Origin of the sequence: Rhodobacter sp. SGA-6-6, from assembly GCF_011043545.1 — a bacterium.
Lineage (GTDB): Bacteria > Pseudomonadota > Alphaproteobacteria > Rhodobacterales > Rhodobacteraceae > Pseudogemmobacter.
In genome coordinates, this window is sequence record NZ_JAAKGP010000009.1 from 67,072 (window position 1) to 86,754 (window position 19,683).

At 68.2% G+C, this 19,683-nt stretch carries 16 protein-coding genes; 7 read left to right on the forward strand and 9 right to left on the reverse strand.

From position 1 onward, the window contains the following. Position 1 precedes the first annotated feature (1 nt). Positions 2-2,605: a translation initiation factor IF-2 gene (gene infB, locus G5B31_RS15730; RefSeq protein ID WP_165019153.1), complete on the forward strand. Its 2,604-nt coding sequence runs from the start codon at positions 2-4 to the stop codon at positions 2,603-2,605. Between the two features lie 70 nt (positions 2,606-2,675). Here the strand turns inward: infB and G5B31_RS15735 are convergent, their stop codons facing one another. The 4 genes from G5B31_RS15735 to G5B31_RS15750 all read right to left on the reverse strand — a co-directional run bounded on the left by G5B31_RS15735 (position 2,676) and on the right by G5B31_RS15750 (position 5,637). Then, positions 2,676-2,819 (reverse strand): hypothetical protein, encoded by a 144-nt coding sequence (locus tag G5B31_RS15735; RefSeq protein ID WP_165019154.1) that lies wholly within the window; start codon positions 2,817-2,819, stop codon positions 2,676-2,678. Between the two features lie 96 nt (positions 2,820-2,915). After that, positions 2,916-3,314 carry a (deoxy)nucleoside triphosphate pyrophosphohydrolase gene (locus G5B31_RS15740; protein WP_165019155.1) on the reverse strand — a complete coding sequence of 133 codons (399 nt, stop codon included), beginning with the start codon at positions 3,312-3,314 and terminating at the stop codon, positions 2,916-2,918. Positions 3,315-3,389: 75 nt separating this feature from the next. Continuing rightward, complete coding sequence (gene argJ, locus G5B31_RS15745; RefSeq protein WP_394352134.1) at positions 3,390-4,622, reverse strand: bifunctional glutamate N-acetyltransferase/amino-acid acetyltransferase ArgJ; 1,233 nt, start codon at positions 4,620-4,622, stop codon at positions 3,390-3,392. 172 nt (positions 4,623-4,794) lie between these two features. After that, positions 4,795-5,637 carry a peptidylprolyl isomerase gene (locus G5B31_RS15750; RefSeq protein WP_165019157.1) on the reverse strand — a complete coding sequence of 281 codons (843 nt, stop codon included), beginning with the start codon at positions 5,635-5,637 and terminating at the stop codon, positions 4,795-4,797. 200 nt (positions 5,638-5,837) lie between these two features. Here G5B31_RS15750 and secA point away from each other — a divergent pair, with 200 nt between their 5' ends. The 3 genes from secA to G5B31_RS15765 all read left to right on the forward strand — a co-directional run bounded on the left by secA (position 5,838) and on the right by G5B31_RS15765 (position 11,265). Continuing rightward, a complete protein-coding gene (secA, locus tag G5B31_RS15755; protein ID WP_165019158.1) occupies positions 5,838-8,567 on the forward strand; it encodes a preprotein translocase subunit SecA in 2,730 nt (909 codons plus the stop codon). Between the two features lie 131 nt (positions 8,568-8,698). After that, a complete protein-coding gene (locus G5B31_RS15760) occupies positions 8,699-9,718 on the forward strand; it encodes a hypothetical protein (protein WP_165019159.1) in 1,020 nt (339 codons plus the stop codon). Between the two features lie 17 nt (positions 9,719-9,735). Continuing rightward, entirely contained in the window at positions 9,736-11,265 is a 1,530-nt protein-coding gene (locus tag G5B31_RS15765) for a phosphate ABC transporter substrate-binding/OmpA family protein (protein WP_165019160.1), read from the forward strand. Positions 11,266-11,271: 6 nt separating this feature from the next. Here the strand turns inward: G5B31_RS15765 and radC are convergent, their stop codons facing one another. The 5 genes from radC to G5B31_RS15790 all read right to left on the reverse strand — a co-directional run bounded on the left by radC (position 11,272) and on the right by G5B31_RS15790 (position 16,935). After that, on the reverse strand, positions 11,272-12,036 hold the full coding sequence (gene radC / locus G5B31_RS15770; protein WP_165019161.1) for a DNA repair protein RadC: 765 nt from the start codon (positions 12,034-12,036) through the stop codon (positions 11,272-11,274). Between the two features lie 125 nt (positions 12,037-12,161). Next, positions 12,162-13,319, reverse strand: coding sequence for a molecular chaperone DnaJ (dnaJ, locus tag G5B31_RS15775; protein ID WP_165019162.1), 1,158 nt, complete (start codon positions 13,317-13,319; stop codon positions 12,162-12,164). Between the two features lie 72 nt (positions 13,320-13,391). Then, complete coding sequence (dnaK, locus tag G5B31_RS15780) at positions 13,392-15,299, reverse strand: molecular chaperone DnaK (protein WP_165019163.1); 1,908 nt, start codon at positions 15,297-15,299, stop codon at positions 13,392-13,394. A gap of 203 nt (positions 15,300-15,502) precedes the next feature. Next, entirely contained in the window at positions 15,503-16,114 is a 612-nt protein-coding gene (locus G5B31_RS15785) for a COG3650 family protein (protein ID WP_165019164.1), read from the reverse strand. Continuing rightward, complete coding sequence (locus G5B31_RS15790) at positions 16,111-16,935, reverse strand: ABC transporter permease (protein WP_165019165.1); 825 nt, start codon at positions 16,933-16,935, stop codon at positions 16,111-16,113. Before G5B31_RS15790 ends, G5B31_RS15785 begins: the two co-directional genes overlap by 4 nt. A gap of 119 nt (positions 16,936-17,054) precedes the next feature. Between G5B31_RS15790 and cysQ the strand changes: the two genes are divergently transcribed. The 3 genes from cysQ to galU all read left to right on the forward strand — a co-directional run bounded on the left by cysQ (position 17,055) and on the right by galU (position 19,679). Then, a complete protein-coding gene (gene cysQ, locus G5B31_RS15795; RefSeq protein WP_165019166.1) occupies positions 17,055-17,831 on the forward strand; it encodes a 3'(2'),5'-bisphosphate nucleotidase CysQ in 777 nt (258 codons plus the stop codon). Then, entirely contained in the window at positions 17,828-18,625 is a 798-nt protein-coding gene (locus G5B31_RS15800) for a 3-deoxy-manno-octulosonate cytidylyltransferase (RefSeq protein ID WP_165019167.1), read from the forward strand. The genes cysQ and G5B31_RS15800 overlap by 4 nt, the downstream gene beginning before the upstream one ends. Before the next feature lie 157 nt (positions 18,626-18,782). After that, the gene (galU, locus tag G5B31_RS15805; RefSeq protein ID WP_165019168.1) at positions 18,783-19,679 is read left to right on the forward strand and encodes a UTP--glucose-1-phosphate uridylyltransferase GalU; all 897 of its coding nucleotides are present in this window, start codon (positions 18,783-18,785) and stop codon (positions 19,677-19,679) included. Positions 19,680-19,683 lie beyond the last annotated feature (4 nt).

Consider the following 19,683-nt stretch of genomic DNA (forward strand, 5'->3'; position numbering starts at 1 on the left):
CATGAGCGATACTGACGGCAAGAAACCCCTGGGCTTGGGTGGCGCCCCCCGTTCCGGTTCGGTGAAGCAGAGCTTCTCGCACGGCCGGACCCATGCGGTGGTGGTGGAGACCAAGCGCAAGCGCGTGGTCGTTCCGGCGGCGAAGCCTGCGGGCACGCCGGGCGGTGCGGCTTCGGCTGGCGGCACCTCGCCGATGACGGGCGATCCGTCGCGCCGTCCCGCCGGGATTTCCGAAGCCGAGATGCAGCGCCGTCTCGACGCCCTGCGCCAGGCCAAGGCCCGCGAGCAGGAAGAGGCCGCCAAGCGCGCCGCCGATGAAAAGGCGCGCGAGGAGGACCGCCAGCGCCGCCGCGAGGAGATCGAGGCCAAGGAACGCGAGGACCGCCAGCGCGAGGCCGCGCTGCGCGCCCGCGCCGAAGAGGAAGAGCGCCAGAAGCGCGAGGCCGAGGAAGAGGCGAAGAATCGCGCCGCTGCCCGCAAGGCCGACGTCCTGGGCACCCAGCGGCGCCAGCCCGCCAAGGCGGCGGAGCCGGCCGATCCGGCTCCGGCCGAGGCGACGCCGACCGACCGTTCGACCGGCCAGAGCCGGCCGAAGCCCGGCGCTGCCGGCGGCGACGCCAAGCCCGGCCTGTCGCCGCGCAAGACCGACCGCGAGCGCGAGGACCGCGCCACCGACCGCGGCACCAAGGGCAAGGGCGACGACGGCCGCCGCTCCGGCAAGCTGACGCTGACCGCCGCGCTGGATGGCGAAGGCGGCCGGACCCGCAGCCTTGCCGCGATGAAGCGCAAGCAGGAGAAGGCCCGGGCCAAGGCGCTCGGCCTCGGCCACAAGGCCGAGAAGCAGGTGCGCGACGTGCAGCTGCCGGAAACCATCGTCGTCAGCGAACTGGCCAACCGGATGGCGGAACGCGCCGCCGATGTGGTCAAGGCGCTGATGAAGATGGGCATGATGGTCACCATGAACCAGACCATCGACGCCGACACCGCCGAACTGGTGATCGAGGAATTCGGCCACCGCGCCGTCCGCGTCACCGATGCCGACGTGGAACAGGCCATCGACACGGTGGAGGACAAGGCCGAGGATCTGGTCGGCCGTCCGCCGATCGTCACGATCATGGGCCACGTCGACCACGGCAAGACCAGCCTTCTGGACGCGATCCGCCACGCCAACGTGGTCTCGGGCGAGGCCGGGGGCATCACCCAGCACATCGGCGCCTATCAGGTGAAGACCGAAAGCGGGGCGGTGATCAGCTTCCTCGACACCCCCGGCCACGCCGCCTTCACCTCGATGCGGGCCCGTGGCGCGCAGGTGACGGATATCGTGGTGCTGGTGGTGGCCGCCGACGACGCGGTGATGCCGCAGACGGTGGAGGCGATCAACCACGCCAAGGCCGCCGGGGTGCCGATGATCGTCGCCATCAACAAATGCGACAAGCCCACGGCCAATGCCCAGAAGGTCCGCACGGACCTGCTGCAGCACGAGGTTGTGGTCGAGGCGATGTCCGGCGAGGTGCAGGATGTCGAGGTCTCGGCCCTGACCGGCAAGGGGCTGCCGGAACTCTTGGAGGCGATCAGCCTGCAGGCTGAGATCCTGGAGCTGAAGGCGAACCCGAACCGGGCCGCCATGGGTGCGGTGATCGAGGCCAAGCTGGACGTGGGCCGCGGCCCGGTCGCCACGGTTCTGGTGCAGAACGGCACGCTGAAGAAGGGCGACATCTTCGTCGTCGGCGAGAAGTGGGGCCGCGTCCGCGCGCTGGTCAACGACAAGGGCGAGACGGTGGCCGAAGCCGGTCCTTCGGTTCCGGTCGAGGTGCTGGGGCTGAACGGCACCCCGGAAGCCGGCGACGTGCTGAACGTGGTCGACACCGAGGCGCAGGCCCGCGAGATCGCGGAATACCGCGAGAAGGCGGCCAAGGACAAACGCGCCGCCGCCGGCGCCGCCACCACGCTGGAACAGCTGATGGCCAAGGCCAAGGCCGACCAGGACGTGTCGGAACTGCCGGTGCTGGTGAAGGCCGACGTGCAGGGCTCTGCCGAGGCCATCGTCCAGGCGCTGGAGAAGGTGGGCAACGACGAGGTGCGGGTGCGTATCCTGCATTACGGCGTCGGCGCCGTGACCGACAGCGACGTGGGCCTTGCCGAGGCCAGCGGCGCGCCGATCATCGCCTTCAACGTCCGCGCCAATGCCACGGCCCGCAACTCGGCCCAGCAGAAGGGCGTGGAGATCCGCTACTACTCGATCATCTACGACCTGATCGACGACATCAAGGCGGCGGCCTCGGGCCTTCTGAAGGCGGAAGTGCGCGAGAACTTCATCGGCTATGCCTCGATCAAGGAGGTGTTCCGCATCACCGGCGTCGGCAACGTCGCGGGCTGCATCGTCACCGAGGGCGTGGCCCGGCGGTCGGCGGGCGTGCGCCTGCTGCGCGACAACGTGGTGATCCACGAGGGCACGCTGAAGACGCTGAAGCGCTTCAAGGACGAGGTGAAGGAAGTCCATTCCGGCCAGGAATGCGGCATGGCCTTCGAGCGCTACGAGGACATCCGTGCCGGCGACGTGATCGAGATCTTCGAGCGCGAGGAGGTCCAGCGCACGCTGGCCTGACCGGATCGGGAAGAAAAGAAGAAGGCCGGGCAGATCGCCCGGCCTTTTTTTCTTGCCCTGTGGCGGCGCGTCAGGCGGCGCGGGTGCTCTGCGCGACCGGCGTGCCGATGAAGGTCTTCTCGTCGACCCGGACCATCAGCTTGCCGTCCGGCGTCTGGCCGACGACGATCCCCTGGACCGAAACGCAGGTGCCGATTGCGATCGTTCGCAGCATCAATTCCTCCCCCAAGAAACATGCTGGAGGTAGAGTAGCGACAGTTCGATTAAAAAGAAGTGAATTCTTTGCCGCAGGCGAAAGAATCTTTCCCGGTCACAGCCAGTCGCGCAGGATCGGGATCAGCGGCAGGTCGGCGGGCGGCATCGGATAGTCGCGCAGCCGGTCGGCGGCGACCCAGGCGAGGCGCTGGCCCTCGCGCGGGGCGGGAATGCCCTGCCAGCGGCGGCAGGCAAAGAGCGGCATCAGCAGGTGGAAGTCGTCGTAGGTATGGCTGGCGAAGGTCAGTGGGGCGAGGCAGGATTTCCAGGTGTCGATCCCCAGTTCCTCGTGCAGTTCGCGGATCAGGCAGGCCTCCGGCGTTTCGCCGGGCTCGACCTTGCCGCCGGGGAATTCCCACAGGCCGGCCAGCGACTTGCCCTCGGGCCGCTGCGCCAGGAGGACGCGGCCGTCGGCGTCGATCAGGGCGACGGCGGAGACGAGGAGGGTTTTCATCTGAAGCGTTCCGCAAGGTGGAGAGCGCCGGGGGCCAGCCCCCGGACCCCCGGGATATTTGAGGACAGAAAATGATCAGGAGCGGTAGTCGGCGTTGATCTCGACATAGCGGTCGGTCAGGTCGCAGGTCCAGACCGTGCGCTTCGCCCGGCCGAGGCCGAGGTCGACGGCGATCACCAGTTCTGCCTGCTTCATGTAGTCCGCCCCGGCCTCCTCGCTGTAGGAGGGCGCGCGCCAGCCCTTCTCGGCGACCAGGATGTCGCCGAAGCGGATGGTCAGCCGGTCGCGGTCGGCTGTCGCGCCGGACTTGCCGACGGCCATGACGATGCGGCCCCAATTCGGGTCCTGCCCGGCGACGGCCGTCTTCACCAGCGGCGAATTGGCGATGGCGAAGGCGACCCTGGCGGCGTCCTCGTCGGAGGCAGCGCCGGTGACGCGGACCTCGACCAGCTTGGTCGCGCCCTCGCCGTCGCGCACCACCTGCAGGGCAAGGTCGCGCATGACGCCGGCCAGCGCGGTCTCGAAGGCCTTGGCCGCGGCGCCCTTCACCTCGGCCGCCGGGGATTGGCCGGTGGCGGCGACCAGCAGGGTGTCGGAGGTGGAGGTGTCGCTGTCCACCGTGATCGAGTTGAAGGTGCCGCCGACATTGCGGTCCACCATCCGCTGCAGCGCGGCCGGGGCGATCTTCGCGTCGGTGAAGACATAGACCAGCATCGTCGCCATGTCGGGCGCGATCATGCCCGAGCCCTTGGCGATGCCGGCGATGTGGATGGTGCCGCCCTCGCCCTGCACGGTGGCCGCCGCGCCCTTGGGGAAGGTGTCGGTGGTCATGATCGCCTCGGCCGCCATGCCGATGCCGGTTTCCGCCAAGTTGGCGGCAAGGGCGGGGATCACGGCGGTGATCTTCTCGTGCGGCAAGGGCTCGCCGATCACGCCGGTGGAGGAGGAGAAGACGCGGGCGGCGGGGAGGCCGAGCGCCTCGGCCACCGCGCCGGTGACCGCGGCCACGGCGGCATCGCCGACCTTGCCGGTGAAGGCGTTGGAATTGCCCGAGTTCACCACGATGGCCGCGCCTGCACCCGGGGGCACCTTGGCCGCCAGCTTGGTCTGGCAGTCGCGCACGCAGCCCGAGCGGGTGGAGGAGCGGGTGAAGGCCCCGGCCACGGCGGTGCCGGGGGCGAGGCGGACCAGCATCACGTCCTTGCGGTCGCGGTATTTCACCCCGGCGGCCACGGCGGCGAATTCAGCCCCGGCGATGACCGGCAGCTGCGGGAAGGCGGCGGGGGCCAGCGGCGAGACCGGCTTCATCGCCTTCCTCGCGCTCTCCACCACATCGGCCACGGCGCCCTGCACCGCCTCGGCCACAGGGGCGGCGGCGGCGGTCAGGCTGTCCTTCAGCTTGCGGACCTTCTTCTTCAAGGCCTTGGCTTCGGCTTTCCAGTCGGTCTTGGCCATGGCGGCGCCCCTTCGCGGCAGAGGATCAGTCGATCAGTTCGGTCTTCTTCAGCAGCGCCGGGTCGATCTTCTCGCCCGGCTTCTCGACCGCTGCGGCGCCGGTCAGCTCGGCCAGCTTCGCCTCGACCGCCTTGTTCTCGATCTCGGCCGCCAGTTCCTCGCGCATGTCGTCCAGCGTCGGCTGGGCGGCGATGCGGGTTTCCTTGACCAGCACCAGGTGCCAGCCGAAATCGGACTTCACCGGATCGGTGACCTTGCCCGGCTCGGCCGCCACCACGGCATCCTCGAAGGGCTTGACCATCATGCCCAGGCCGAACCAGCCCAGATCGCCGCCCTGCGCGCCCGAGCCGGTGTCGGTGGAATTGGCCTTGGCCAGCTCGGCGAAATCGGCGCCGCCGTCCAGCTGCGCCTTCAGCTCCTTCGCCTTCTCTTCGCTGTCGACCAGGATATGGGCGGCGTTGTATTCCTTCTGCGGCTCGGCGTCCTTGAAGCGGTCGTCATAGGCCTTCTGCAGCGCCTCTTCGGTGACGGCGGCGGCGACCACGTCCTGGATCACCACGCCGGACAGATAGCTGCGGCGGTCGTTGGCCACATTGGCCTCGTCGCGGACCGAAAGCGTGGTATGGGACTGCGACAGCACCTCCTGCTGGATCAGCTGGTCCAGGATACCGTTGAACAGCACGTCGTCGGGCAGGGTCAGGTATTGCGGCGGCAGGTTCTCGCGCAGCGCGATCATCTGGCCCAGGGTGATCTCGGTCCCGTTGACGGTGGCGACCACGGTCGCGGCGTTCTCGCCCTCGGCCAGCGCCGGGGCGGCCAGCGTGGCGGCAAGCGCCAGACCTGCCCAGAACCCTGTCTTTTTCGCCATCTTCACCTTCTCCTGATCGTGCCGCAGCCCTGCGCGACGTTGACTATCCCGGACCTTCCCCTTAGATCGCGTCAGTCGCGGAAAGACAGTCGCGGAAAGACTGGGCCGGCCGGTCCTTCACGGTCCTTCTAGGGAAGGCATCGGGGTCGGGCAAGGCCAAGTCCTCGTGATCGCGCGAAATGGCCGCCATCGGAGAGAATATGCTGGGACTTGCAACGCTCGCGCGGAAGGTGTTCGGAACGGCGAACGACCGCAAGGTGAAATCGGTCCGGCCGCTGGTGGCCAAGATCAACGCGCTGGAGCCGGATTTCGCCGCCCTTTCGGACGAGGGCCTGATCGAAAAGACGCGCGAGTTCCAGAAGCGGGTGCAAGAGCAGGGCGAGGAGCTGGACGCGATCCTGCCCGAGGCCTTCGCCGCCTGCCGCGAGGGGGCGAGGCGGGCGCTCGGCCTGCGGGCCTTCGACGTGCAGCTGATGGGCGGCATCTTCCTGCACCAGGGCAACATCGCCGAGATGCGCACGGGCGAGGGCAAGACCCTGGTCGCCACCTTCCCGGCCTATCTGAACGCGCTGACCGGCAAGGGCGTGCATGTCGTCACCGTGAACGACTACCTGGCCCGCCGCGACGCCGACTGGATGGGCAAGGTCTATGCCCAGCTGGGGATGACCACCGGCGTGGTTGTGCCCTTCCAGGGCGAGGCCGAGAAGCGCGCCGCCTATCGCTGCGACATCACCTATGCCACCAACAACGAATTGGGTTTCGACTACCTGCGCGACAACATGAAGTCCTCGGTGGACGAGATGGCGCAGCGCGGCCATTTCTTCGCCATCGTCGACGAGGTGGACTCGATCCTGATCGACGAGGCGCGGACGCCGCTGATCATCTCGGGGCCGTCGCAGGACCGCAGCGACCTTTACACTGCCGTCGACAAGCTGATCCCGCAGCTGACCGAGGCGCATTACACGCTGGACGAAAAGCAGCGGCAGGTCACCTATACCGACGAGGGCAACGATGCCATCGAGACGCTGCTGGTGCAGGCGGGCGTGCTGCCGGAGGGCCAGCACCTGTTCGCGCCGGAATCCACCACCATCGTCCACCACATCAACCAGGCGCTGCGCGCCCACAAGATGTTCTTCAAGGACCAGCACTACATCGTCCGCGACGGCGAGGTGGTGCTGATCGACGAATTCACCGGCCGGATGATGAAGGGCCGCCGGCTCTCGGACGGCCTGCACCAGGCCATCGAAGCGAAAGAGGGCGCGAAGATCCAGCCCGAGAACGTCACCCTCGCCTCGGTCACCTTCCAGAACTACTTCCGTCTCTATGAAAAGCTGGGCGGCATGACCGGCACCGCGGCCACCGAGGCCGAGGAATTCATGCAGATCTACGGCCTCGGCGTGGTCGAGGTGCCGACCAACCGCCCGGTGGCGCGGAAGGACGAACACGATCAGGTCTACCGCAACACCAAGGAAAAGTTCGACGGCATCCTGACCTCGATCAAGGAGGCCCATGCCCTGGGCCAGCCGATCCTGGTCGGCACGACGTCCATCGAGAAGTCCGAGATGCTGTCCGAGTTCCTGAAGAAGGAAGGCATCCCGCACAACGTGCTGAACGCGCGCCAGCACGAGCAGGAGGCGAAGATCGTCGCCGATGCCGGCAAGCTGGGTGCGGTGACCATCGCCACCAACATGGCCGGCCGCGGCACCGACATCAAGCTGGGCGGCAACGTCGAGTTCAAGGTAATGGAGGCCATCGCCGCCGATCCCGAGGGCCATCCCGACGAGATCCGCTCCCGCATCGAGGCCGAGCACAAGGACGAGGAGGAGGCGGTCAAGCAGGCCGGCGGCCTGTTCGTCCTGGGCACCGAACGGCACGAAAGCCGCCGCATCGACAACCAGCTGCGCGGCCGGTCCGGCCGTCAGGGCGACCCGGGGCGGTCGGCCTTTTTCCTGTCGCTGGAAGACGACCTGATGCGCATCTTCGGGTCCGAACGGCTGGACAAGATCCTGTCCTCGCTGGGGATGAAGGAAGGCGAGGCCATCGTCCATCCCTGGGTGAACAAGTCGCTGGAGAAGGCGCAGGCCAAGGTCGAGGGGCGCAACTTCGACATCCGCAAGCAGCTGCTGCGCTTCGACGACGTGATGAACGACCAGCGCAAGGCGATCTTCGGCCAGCGGCTGGAGATCATGCAGGCCGAGGATGTGACCGAGATCGCCATGGACATGCGCCATCAGGTGATCGACGACCTGATCGCCGAATACACTCCGCCGAAGACCTATCCCGACGCCTGGAACCTGGAAGGCCTGCGCGACGCCTGCCGCGAGCGGCTGAACATGGACCTGCCCGTCGCCGAATGGGCGGCGGAAGAGGGCGTCGACCAGGCGGTGCTGGCGGACCGGATCATCCAGGCCTCGGACAAGATGATGGCCGAGAAGACCGAAGCCTTCGGCAAGCCGACGATGGAGAACATCGAGAAGCAGATCCTGCTGCAGGCCATCGACGGCAAGTGGCGCGAGCACCTGCTGCGGCTGGAACACCTGCGCTCGGTGATCGGCTTCCGGTCCTATGCGCAGCGCGACCCGCTGAACGAATACAAGACCGAGGCCTTCCAGCTGTTCGAATCCATGCTGGAATCGCTGCGCGTGCAGGTGACCGAGCAACTGGGCCGCATCCGCCCCCTGACCCGCGAGGAGCAGGAGCAGATGATGGCGCAGATGATCGCGCAGGGCCAGGCGGCCGCTGCGGGCGAAGGCGAGGCTGCGGCCGTGGCCGTGCGGCCCAAGGCCGAGGCGGCGCCCGCCGCCGTGGCGGCCCGGCTGGACGGGTTCGACGCGGCCGATCCCTCGACCTGGGGCAATCCGGGGCGGAACGATCCCTGCCCCTGCGGCTCGGGCGAGAAGTTCAAGCATTGCCACGGCAAGCTGGCTTGACGGCCGGCTGAACGGGGCCGGGGCCGCGCAAGGCCCCGGTGTCCGTGCTGGAAACATTCCCCAGTCCGGCCACGGAATCGCCCGCTTTCCCGGCAAGGATGCCCCTTGGGTATCCTCATCCGGGGGCGAAGATGGACAAGAGAAAGAAATCGTTGATGCGGGGGGGCGCGGTGATCCTGGTCGCCCTTGCCGCCGGCCATCTGGTCCAGACGATGAATGCCGAAAAGGTGGCGGCGGCCGCCGCGAAGCCGAAGGGGATCGAGCAGGTCTCCGCCGGGCCCGAGGCTGCGGCGCCCGCGCCCGAGGCCGCGGCCCTTCCCGCAGCCGAGCCGGCCCCCGCACTGGTGGCGACCGAGCCCGAAGCCCCGCCCGCCCCGGAGGCGCCGGTGCTCGCCGCCCTGCCGGAGGTCCCGCCCGTCGCGCCGGAGCCTGCGCTGCCCGCCGCCCCCGCTCTCGACCCCGCGCCGGAAGCTGCTCCGCCCGCCCCCGCCGCAGCCGCGGAAGATTGCGCCTCCGCCGTGACCTTGACCGCCGGGCCGCAGGCGATGATCTCCGTCGCCATCGCCGCCCCCTGCCGGGCGGGCGAGCGGGTGGTGCTGCGCCATGCCGGCCTGGCGCTGGCCGAGGAACTGGGCGCCGACGGCAGCCTGCATCTCGACCTGCCGGCGCTGCAGACCTCCGGCGAGGTCTCGGTCCTCTTCGCCGATGCCGAGGTGCTGCGCGATGCCGTGCCCGTGCCGGATGCCGCCGCCGTCCACCGTTTCGCGGTGCAATGGATGGCCGACGACGCCTTCCAGCTGCACGCCTTCGAGAACGGCGCCGACTATGGCCAGCCGGGCGAGGTCTGGTCGGCTGCGCCGGTGTCGCCGAACGGCGGTTATCTCGTCTCCTTGGGTAATCCCGGGCTGGACCTGCCGATGCTGGCCGAGGTCTATACCTTCCCCGCCGAAACCCCCGCCGACCTGTCGATCGAGGCGACGGTGACCGAGACCACCTGCGGCCGCGAATTGCTGGGCGAGGTGCTGGAGGCACAGCAGGGCAAGGTGACGGTGACCGACCTGACGCTGGCGATGCCGGATTGCGAGGCGCTCGGCGACATTCTGGTGTTGAAAAATCCCGGCCGGGACGTGACACTCGCCACCATGAACTAGGGTTCGGGCGGGCTTTCATGCTGACGGGATCTGGACGCGCGGCGGTTTTCGCCGCGCTTCTGTTTGGGGCCTCCCTGCCTGCCGCCGCGCAGGACGTGGCGCTTGTGGCGCGCGAGGGCAGGATCGTGCTGACCGGCACGCTCTTGGGCTTCGACGGCGAGTTCTACCGGATCGACACCTCTTACGGCGCGCTGACGGTGGATGCGCAGGGGGTGATCTGCGAAGGCCCGGCCTGCCCCGACCTGACCGCGCCCAAAGCCACCATCCGCATTGCCGGCGCGGCGGATGCGGGGGCGCGGCTGCTGCCCGGGCTGGTCCGCGCCTTCGCCGAAAGCCGCGGGCTGGTGTATGAAGAGGCTCCCGGCCCCGGCTATGCCGCCCGCATCCTGGACCCCGAGACCCGCAAGGACCTGGCCGAGGTCAGCTTTGCGCCGCTGGCCCCGGATCAGGCCGCCGCCGCGCTGGCGGAGGGCAGCGCCGAGTTGCAGTTGACCGCCTTGGCCGAGGCCGCCTTCGGCGCGCGGGCGGTGGCGCTGGATGCGCTGGTGCCGATCATGGCGCCCGACAACCCGACGCCCGAGGTTTCCACCGTGGAACTGGCCGCGGCGCTGTCGGGCGAGGCCGGCAACTGGGCCGACCTGGGCGGGCCGGACATGCCGCTGGTGCTGCACGCGCTGGCGCCGGAGACCGATCTGGCCCGGGCGCTGGACGCGCGCCTCGGGATAGGGATCAAGGCGCAGGTGCTGCACGACGACATGGCGTCGCTGGCCGAGGCAGTGGCGAAGGACCCCTGGGCGCTGGCGATCACCGGCCGGGCCGAGGTGGGGCCGGCGCGGCTGCTGCCGCTGACGGATAGCTGCGGTTTCCCGCTCCTGCCCGGGCCGATGGCGGTGAAGGCCGAGGATTATCCGCTGGCGCTGCCGCTGTTCTTCCTGACGCCGAAGCGCCGGCTGCCGCTGATGGCGCGCGAGTTCCTGGATTTCCTCGCCAGCCCGGCGGCCGAGGCGGTGGTGGCCCGCGCCGGCTTCATCGACCGCTCCACCGAGCGGGCGCCGATGACGCAGGACGGGTTGCGGCTGATCAATGCGATTCAAGGCGCGGGCGAGGATGTGACGCTGGCCGACCTGAAGCGGCTGGCCGGGGTGATGGACGGCGCCGACCGGCTGTCCTTGACCTTCCGCTTCGAGGACGGCTCGACCCGGCTGACGCCATCGAGCCAGGAGAACATCGCCGATCTGGCCCGGCTGATCGCCTCGGGCGGGTTCGCCGGCGAGGCGCTGGTGCTGGCGGGCTTCTCCGACGGCTCCGGCGCGGCCGAGGCCAACCTGGCGCTGTCGCTGGAGCGCGCGGCGCGGGTGGCGGACGAATTGCGCGCGGCGGCGCCGGACCTGCGCGCGGACCAGATGCCGCGGATCGAGGGCTTCGGCGAGGCGCTGCCGATGGCCTGCGACGAAACCGCCGCCGGGCGCCACCTGAACCGGCGGGTGGAGCTGTGGCTGGTGCCGGATTTCACCCCGCGCGGCGGGGCGGCGGAGGCGCCGCTTTAGCTTCGGCTAAAGATAGCCCTGCGACTTGAAGCTGAGTTCGCGCGATTTGCCGATGATCAGGTGGTCGTGCAGGGTGATGCCCAGGGCATGGGCGGCGTCCTGCACCTGGCAGGTCATCGAGATGTCCGCCTCGGACGGCGTAGGGTCGCCCGAGGGATGGTTGTGCACCAGGATCAGCGCCGAGGCGTTCAACTCCAGCGCGCGTTTCACTACCTCGCGCGGGTAGACCGGCACATGGTCGACGGTGCCGCGGGCCTGTTCCTCGTCGGCGATCAGAACATTCTTGCGGTCGAGGAAGAGGATGCGGAACTGTTCCGTCTCTCGGTGCGCCATGGCGGTGTGGCAATAATCCAGCAGCGCGTCCCAGCTGCCGAGCAGCGGGCGGTTGATCACCCGGGCGCGCATCATCCTTTGCGCGGCGGCCTCGACGATCTTCAGCTCCTGCACCACGGCCTCGCCCACCCCCTTCACCATCATCAGCCGGGCGGGGGTGGCGGAGACGACGCGGTTGAAATCGCCGAATGTATCCAGCAGAAGCCGGGCCAGCGGTTTCACGTCCTGCCGCGGGATGGCGCGGAACAGGACCAGCTCCAGCAGTTCGTAATCCGGCATCGCCGCGGCGCCGCCTTCCATGAAGCGGCTGCGCAGGCGCTTGCGGTGGTCGGCGATGTAGCTGGGCAGCCGGCCGGGCAGGGCCGCGGGCGCGGCCTCATCCTCGTCGCCATCGGGGGCGAAGAGGGGAAGCGATGCGTCTGAGAAACCCTGTGCCATGCCGCGCAGGGTGGCACGGCGGCGGTGAAGAAAGGGTTAACAGCATCCGCTCGTCGAGCACTTCGTGCACTCCTCGCCTGTCCGGTCGGCGAGGAGTGCACGAAGTGCCCGACGAGCCCCGGGGATCAGCCCTTCATCCCGTCCCAGAAGCCCTTCACCTTGGCGAAGAAGGACTTGCCTTCCGGGTTGTTCTCTTCCGACAGCTTCTCGAACTCGCGCAGCAGTTCCTTCTGCCGGGCGGTCAGGTTCACCGGGGTTTCCACCGCCAGTTCGATCACCATGTCGCCGGTGCCGGCGCCGCGCAGGGCGGGCATCCCCTTGCCGCGCAGCCGCATCTGCTTGCCGGACTGGGCGCCGGCGGGAACCTTCACCCGGGCGCGGCCGCCGTCGATGGTGGGCACCTCGACCTCGCCGCCCAAGGCCGCCGCGGGCATCGAGATCGGCACGCGGCAGAACAGATGCACGCCGTCGCGCTGGAAGATCGCGTGGTCCCTGACCTCGATGAAGATATACAGGTCGCCCTGCGGCCCGCCGCGCAGGCCGGCCTCGCCCTCGCCGGCCAGGCGGATGCGGGTGCCGGTCTCCACCCCCGCGGGGATGTTCACCGACAGCTGGCGTTCCTTCTCCACCCGCCCGGCGCCGTGGCAGGTCTTGCAGGGGTTCTTGATGGTCTGGCCCATGCCGTTGCAGGTGGGGCAGGTGCGTTCGACCGTGAAGAAGCCCTGCTGCGCCCGCACCTTGCCCATGCCGGAGCAGGTCGGGCAGGTGACGGGTTCCGCCCCGCCCTCGGCGCCGGTGCCGCGGCAGGTCTCGCAGGTCACGCTGGCGGGGATGGTGATGGTCTTCTGCGCGCCCTGGAACGCTTCTTCCAGCGTCACCCGCAGGTTGTAGCGCAGGTCGGAGCCGCGCTGCGCCCGTTGCCGCGCGCCGCCCCCGCCGCCGCCGCGGCCCATGAAATCGCCGAACAGGTCCTCGAACACGTCCGAGAAGGCGCTGGCGAAATCGCCCTGCTGGAAGCCGCCGGCCCGCGGGCCGCCCCCGCCGCCGCCCATGCCGTTCTCGAAGGCGGCATGGCCGAAGCGGTCGTAGGCCGCCTTCTTCTGTTCGTCCTTCAGCACGTCCCAGGCTTCGTTCACTTCCTTGAACTGGGCCTCGGCCTGCGGATTGTCGGCGTTGCGGTCGGGGTGCAGTTCCTTGGCCTTCTGGCGATAAGCCTTCTTCAGCTCATCGGCAGAAGCCCCGCGCTTGGCCCCGAGAATGTCGTAGTAGTCGCGCTTTGCCACGGCAAAACCCTCAGCTGCAACCGGAGAGGGGCGGCCCGTTGCCAGACCGCCCCCCGTTCCGGTTCAAGCGGATCACTTCCGCTTTCCGCCCAGATCCTCGAAGTCGGCATCGACGATGTCGTCGTCGTCCACCGGGCGGGGCTCGTCCTCGTCCTTCTCGGCACCTTCGGCCTGGCTGGCCTTGTAGATGGCCTCGCCCAGCTTCATCGCGGCTTCGGTCAGGTTCTGGATCGCGCCCTTGATCTTGCCGGCATCCTCGCCCTTCAGCGCGTCTTCCAGCGGGCTCATCGCCAGTTCGATCGCCTCGACGGTGGAGGGGTCGACCTTGTCGCCATGATCGGCCAGAGACTTCCTGGTCGAGTGCAGCAGGCTTTCGCCCTGGTTGCGGGTCTCCACCAGTTCCTTGCGGGCGCGGTCGGCGTCGGCATTGGCCTCGGCGTCCTTGACCATCTTCTCGATGTCCTCATCGGAAAGACCGCCCGAAGCCTGGATGGTGATCTGCTGCGCCCGGCCGGTGCCCTTGTCCTTCGCCGAGACGGACACGATGCCGTTGGCGTCGATGTCGAAGGTCACCTCGATCTGCGGCACGCCGCGCGGGGCGGGCGGGATCTGTTCCAGGTTGAACTGGCCCAGCATCTTGTTGTCGGCCGCCATCTCGCGTTCGCCCTGGAAGACCCGGATCGTCACCGCGTTCTGGTTGTCCTCGGCGGTGGAGAAGACCTGGGACTTCTTGGTCGGGATCGTGGTGTTGCGGTCGATCAGCCGGGTGAACACGCCGCCCAGCGTCTCGATGCCCAGCGACAGCGGGGTCACGTCCAGCAGCACCACGTCCTTGACGTCGCCCTGCAGCACGCCGGCCTGGATCGCGGCGCCCATGGCCACGACTTCATCCGGGTTCACGCCCTTGTGGGGTTCCTTGCCGAAGAACTTGGTGACCTCTTCGATCACCTTCGGCATCCGGGTCATGCCGCCGACCAGCACCACCTCGTCGATTTCGTCCTTGGACACGCCGGCATCTTTCAGCGCGGCGGCGCAGGGCTTCATCGACTTCTTGATCAGGTCGTCGACCAGGCTTTCCAGCTTGGCGCGGGTCAGCTTCATCACCAGGTGCAGCGGCTGGCCGGTGTTGCGGTCCATGCTGATGAAGGGCTGGTTGATTTCGGTCTGCTGGCTGGAGGACAGCTCGATCTTGGCCTTTTCAGAGGCTTCCTTCAGCCGCTGCAGCGCCATCTTGTCCAGCGTCAGGTCGACGCCGTGCTCTTTCTTGAATTCGTCGGCCAGGTAGTTGACGATCCGCATGTCGAAGTCTTCGCCACCCAGGAAGGTGTCGCCGTTGGTCGACTTCACCTCGAAGAGGCCGTCGTCGATCTCCAGGATGGTGATGTCGAAGGTGCCGCCGCCGAGGTCATAGACGGCGATGGTCTTCGATTCCTTCTTGTCCAGGCCATAGGCCAGCGCGGCCGCGGTGGGTTCGTTGATGATGCGCAGGACTTCAAGGCCCGCGATCTTGCCCGCGTCCTTGGTGGCCTGGCGCTGCGCGTCGTTGAAGTAGGCGGGCACGGTGATCACCGCCTGGGTGACGGTCTCGCCCAGGTAGGATTCGGCGGTTTCCTTCATCTTCTGCAGGATGAAGGCGGACACCTGCGAAGGCGAATACTTCTCGCCGCGCACCTCGACCCAGGCGTCGCCGTTGCCGCCGTCGACGATGTTGTAGGGGACAAGCTTCTTGTCCTTCTCCACCTCGGCGTCGCCCAGCCGGCGGCCGATCAGGCGCTTGACGGCGAAGACGGTGTTGGTGGGGTTGGTCACGGCCTGCCGCTTGGCGGGCTGGCCGACGAGGCGTTCGCTTTCCGTGAAGCCCACGATCGAGGGCGTGGTGCGGGCGCCTTCCGAATTCTCGATGACCCGGGGCTGCGCGCCGTCCATGATGGCGACGCAGGAGTTGGTGGTGCCGAGGTCGATACCGATGACTTTGGCCATGTGTATATCCCTTTCTATCAGGCGATCTGCCAGCCGCGGGCCCTGTAGCGTTCGGCACCCTTGGCCGGGTATGGATGCCGCGGGGGCGACCCCTTGGCAGGACTTGGCGTATATAGGCAGGTGCAATTGCGCCTGCAACGGCTGCGGCACGGAGTCTGCTGCGAATTTTCCGAAGGATGGCGCGCGGGACGGCCTTTGCGCCGTCAGTCGCGGTGCTCCAGCGTGCAGCAGCCGCGGAACAGCCGGTTGCCGTCCGGGCTGGCGATGAACAGCCGGGCGTCGAGGCCGAAGCGGCGGTCGGACATGCCGTCGCTGCAGGTCTCGCGGGTGACGGTCAGTTGATACAGATCGTCCCCGCCGCTGCCCCGGGCCAGCACGAAATAGCCTTCCGGCGCGACCATCTCGGCCGAGACCGACAGGAGCCGCGGTTCCTCGCCCGGCGTCTCGAAGCTGTCGCTTCCGCCGTCATGGGCCAGCAGCCAGAACGGCTCTGTCCCCAGGCAGGTCATCGGGCGGGGCAGGGTGTTGGCGGCGGGGTCCGGGCGGGCGGCCAGATAGCGCAGCGCGACCCAGCCATTGCCCTCGCCCGTCGAGACCATGCCCCATTTCCCGTCGCCGGACAGGGCGACGACCTCGATCCCCTTCGCATCCGGGGCAAGCGTCCGCAGGACCGGCGCCCCTGCCGAGGGCTCCGCCCGGACGTTCAGCACGTCGCCGGCGGCGACGCCTGCGACATCGTAGACGGCGGGCAGGTCCTGCGCCGGGGCGGGGCCTGCGGCAAGCCAGAGGGCCAGGGCAAGGGCGCGGCGGATCATTGCCGTTTCTGCCAGCTCAGCGAGACATGCTTGCGGGTGTAGAACTCGGCCATCAGTCCGATCAGGATGCAGACCAACGCCACCTTGATCGGATATTCCACCGAGGTATAGCGGGCGTGGTAGTTCAGGAACATGTGCCCGCGGGCCTGGTCGATGGTGTGGAACAGCGGGTTCCAGTCGAACAGCGCCCGGCGCGAGGCGGGCAACATGCTGGCCACGAACATCTTGCCGGAGGCGATCATGTTGGCGCGCTGGTAGATGGTGGAGAGGATGCCCACCACCTCGGGCTGCCAGGGCTTGGCGGCGTAGAAGATCAGCCCGATCGCCGCGCCGGAAAACCACGACAGCAGCAGCATCCCCAGCACGCCGACGGGTTCGTAGATGGTCAGCGGGGCCCAGAGGGTGTGGTAGAACAGCAGGATCACCGCCATGGCGAACAGCTGCTGATAAAGCGCCGCCAGGGCCGCCGAGACCACGGCGACCACCGGGTTCATCGGCGCGTGCATCATCATCGGCGAGGTCGGCCCGTCCGCGCTGGAGACCGCGCCGAGCGCCTTGGTATGGGTCAGGAACATGAAGACGCCGGACATCACGTAAAGGATGAAGTCGCCGCGGATCGGGCTGCTTTTCAGCCCCATCACCCAGAACATCACCACGAAGATCACCAGCACCAGCGTGGCCTGCACCACGTTCATCACCATGCCGTAGACGGCATTGCCATGGCTCTTGCGCAGGTTGCGGATGGTGGCGTGGTAGATCAGTTCGAGAAACTCGAACCCCGAGCGGATGCGCGACGGGCGTTTCGCCTGCGGTCGAAACATTTCCGGTCCTTCGGCTGCTGCCTCTGCCCATTCAAGCCGGGAAATCTTGCCGTTCCCTTGACGGCGCAGGATAAGCGGGCAAGGAGAGCAAAGCAACTGCCGCGATCCCGGAGGATTCCATGGACTTTCACCGCCTCGTCCCCGTCATCCGCCAGCTGGCGCTGGAGGCCGGCGAGAAGATCATGGAGGTCTATGAGCGGCCCGATTTCGAGGTGAAGTCCAAGGGCGACTCCAGCCCGGTGACCGAGGCGGACGAGGCGGCGGATGCCCTGATCTCGGCCGGGCTGCGCCGGGAGTTCCCCGATGTGGTGCTGATCACCGAGGAGCAGGCGGCCAGCCACGGCTTGCGCGCGAAGACCTTCCTGATCGTCGATCCGCTGGACGGCACCAAGGAATTCGTCCAGCGCCGCGGAGATTTCACCGTGAACATCGCCTATGTGCAGGACGGCGTGCCGCTGCGCGGCGTGGTCTATGCCCCGGCGCAGCAGCGGCTGTTCTACACCCTGCCCGACGGCGCGGCGGTGGAGGAATCGCTGAAGGACGGCAGCCAGCGGCCGATCCGGGTGTCCACCCCCGACAATACGGCGCTGATGGTGGTGGCGTCGAAATCCCACCGCGACCAGGCGACCGAGGATTATATCGGCAGATATGCAGTGAAGGATTCCCGCTCGGCCGGGTCCAGCCTGAAGTTCTGTCTGGTGGCGACCGGCGAGGCGGACCTCTACCCCCGGCTCGGCCGGACGATGGAATGGGACACCGCGGCGGGCGATGCGGTGCTGCGCGGGGCGGGCGGGCAGGTGGTGCGCTTCGACGACCATGCGCCGCTGGCCTATGGCAAGCCGGGCTGGGACAACCCGTTCTTCATCGCGCTGGCCCCGGGCGTCGTGCTGAAATGAAGGCGCTGATCGCCATCCCGGCCCGCTATGCCAGCACCCGCTATCCGGGCAAGCCCCTGGTGGCGTTGAAGGGGCCGGACGGCGAGAAGACCCTGATCCGCCGCAGCTGGGAGGCGGCGATGGCGGTGCAGGGCATCGACCGGGTGGTGGTGGCGACCGACGATGCCCGCATCGCCGACCATGCCGCGGGCTTCGGGGCCGAGGTGGTGATGACCTCCTCCGACGCCCGCAACGGCACCGAGCGCTGCGCCGAGGTGGCGGCGCAGCTGCCGGGCTACGACGCCATCGTGAACCTGCAGGGCGATGCGCCGCTGACCCCCGCCTGGTTCGTCGAGGACCTGCTGCGCGGCCTTGCCGCCGATCCGGCGGCCGAGATCGCCACCCCGGTGCTGCGCTGCGACGGCCGGGCGGTGTCCGGTTTCCTGGCCGACCGCCGCGCCGGCCGGGTGGGCGGCACCACCGCCGTCTTCGGCGCCGGCGGGCGGGGGCTTTACTTCTCCAAGGAGGTCATCCCCTATACCGGGCGCGACTATGCGCCGGACGAGCCGACCCCGGTCTTCCACCATGTCGGCGTCTACGCCTACCGCCCGGCGGCGCTGGCGGCCTATCCGTCCTGGCCCATCGGCCCGCTGGAAACCCTGGAGGGGCTGGAGCAGCTGCGCTTCCTGGAAAACGGCCGCGCGGTGCTTTGCGTCGAGGTGGAGGCGAAGGGTCGCCAGTTCTGGGAATTGAACAACCCTTCGGACGTGCCGGTGATCGAGGCGATGCTGCGCGGCGATCTGCCCGAAGGCTGACGCAGCCGCGGCAACATTCCCCCCTGCCTTCTCGGGGCGTGGTGGTAATTATGCCGTGAATAGCGTATGTTCGCCAAAATCCGGCCAGATTGTTCACTAATGTAAACAATCCAACGGTAGCCTCTGCCCAAGGCGGCAGAACAGAAACGAGTAGATGATGAAAGCCAAGAAGGTCACCAAGGCAGTCTTTCCGGTCGCCGGTCTGGGAACCCGATTCCTGCCCGCCACCAAATCCATCCCGAAAGAGATCATGACGCTGGTGGACCGCCCGCTGATCCAATACGCCATCGACGAGGCGCGGGCGGCCGGGATCAAGGAATTCATCTTCGTGACCAGCCGCGGCAAATCCGCGCTGGAGGATTATTTCGACAACGCGCCCGAGCTGGAATCGGAGCTGCGCAAGAAGGGCAAGACCGAGCTGCTGGAGGTGTTGAAGGACACCAACATGGATTCGGGCGCCATCGCCTATGTCCGGCAGAACCGGCCGATGGGCCTGGGCCATGCCGTCTGGTGCGCCCGCCGCCTGATCGGGGACGAACCCTTCGCGGTGCTGCTGCCCGACGACGTGATCGCGGCGGAAAAGCCCTGCCTGCAGCAGATGGTCGAGGCCTATGAACAGACCGGCGGCTGCATGGTCGCCGCGATGGAGGTGCCTCCGGCCAAGGCCAGCAGCTACGGCGTTCTGGACATCGCCGAGGACCTGGGCGCCATCGTCCGCGCCAAGGGCATGGTCGAGAAGCCGAAGGCCGAGGAGGCGCCCTCGAACCTGGCGGTGATCGGGCGTTACATCCTGTCGCCCAAGGTGCTGACCAACCTCAACCGGATGAAGCAGGGCGCCGGCGGCGAGATCCAGCTGACCGACGCCATCGCTGAAGAGGTGAACGGCAAGGCCGGCGTCTACGGCTACCGCTTCCGCGGCCAGCGCTACGACTGCGGCTCCAAGGCCGGCTTCCTGCAGGCCACGGTGGCCTTCGGCCTGTCGCGCCCCGATCTCTGCGGCGAATTCGGCGCCTATCTCAGCGACATGATGGCGCAGCGCCAGGCAGCGCAATAGGCCC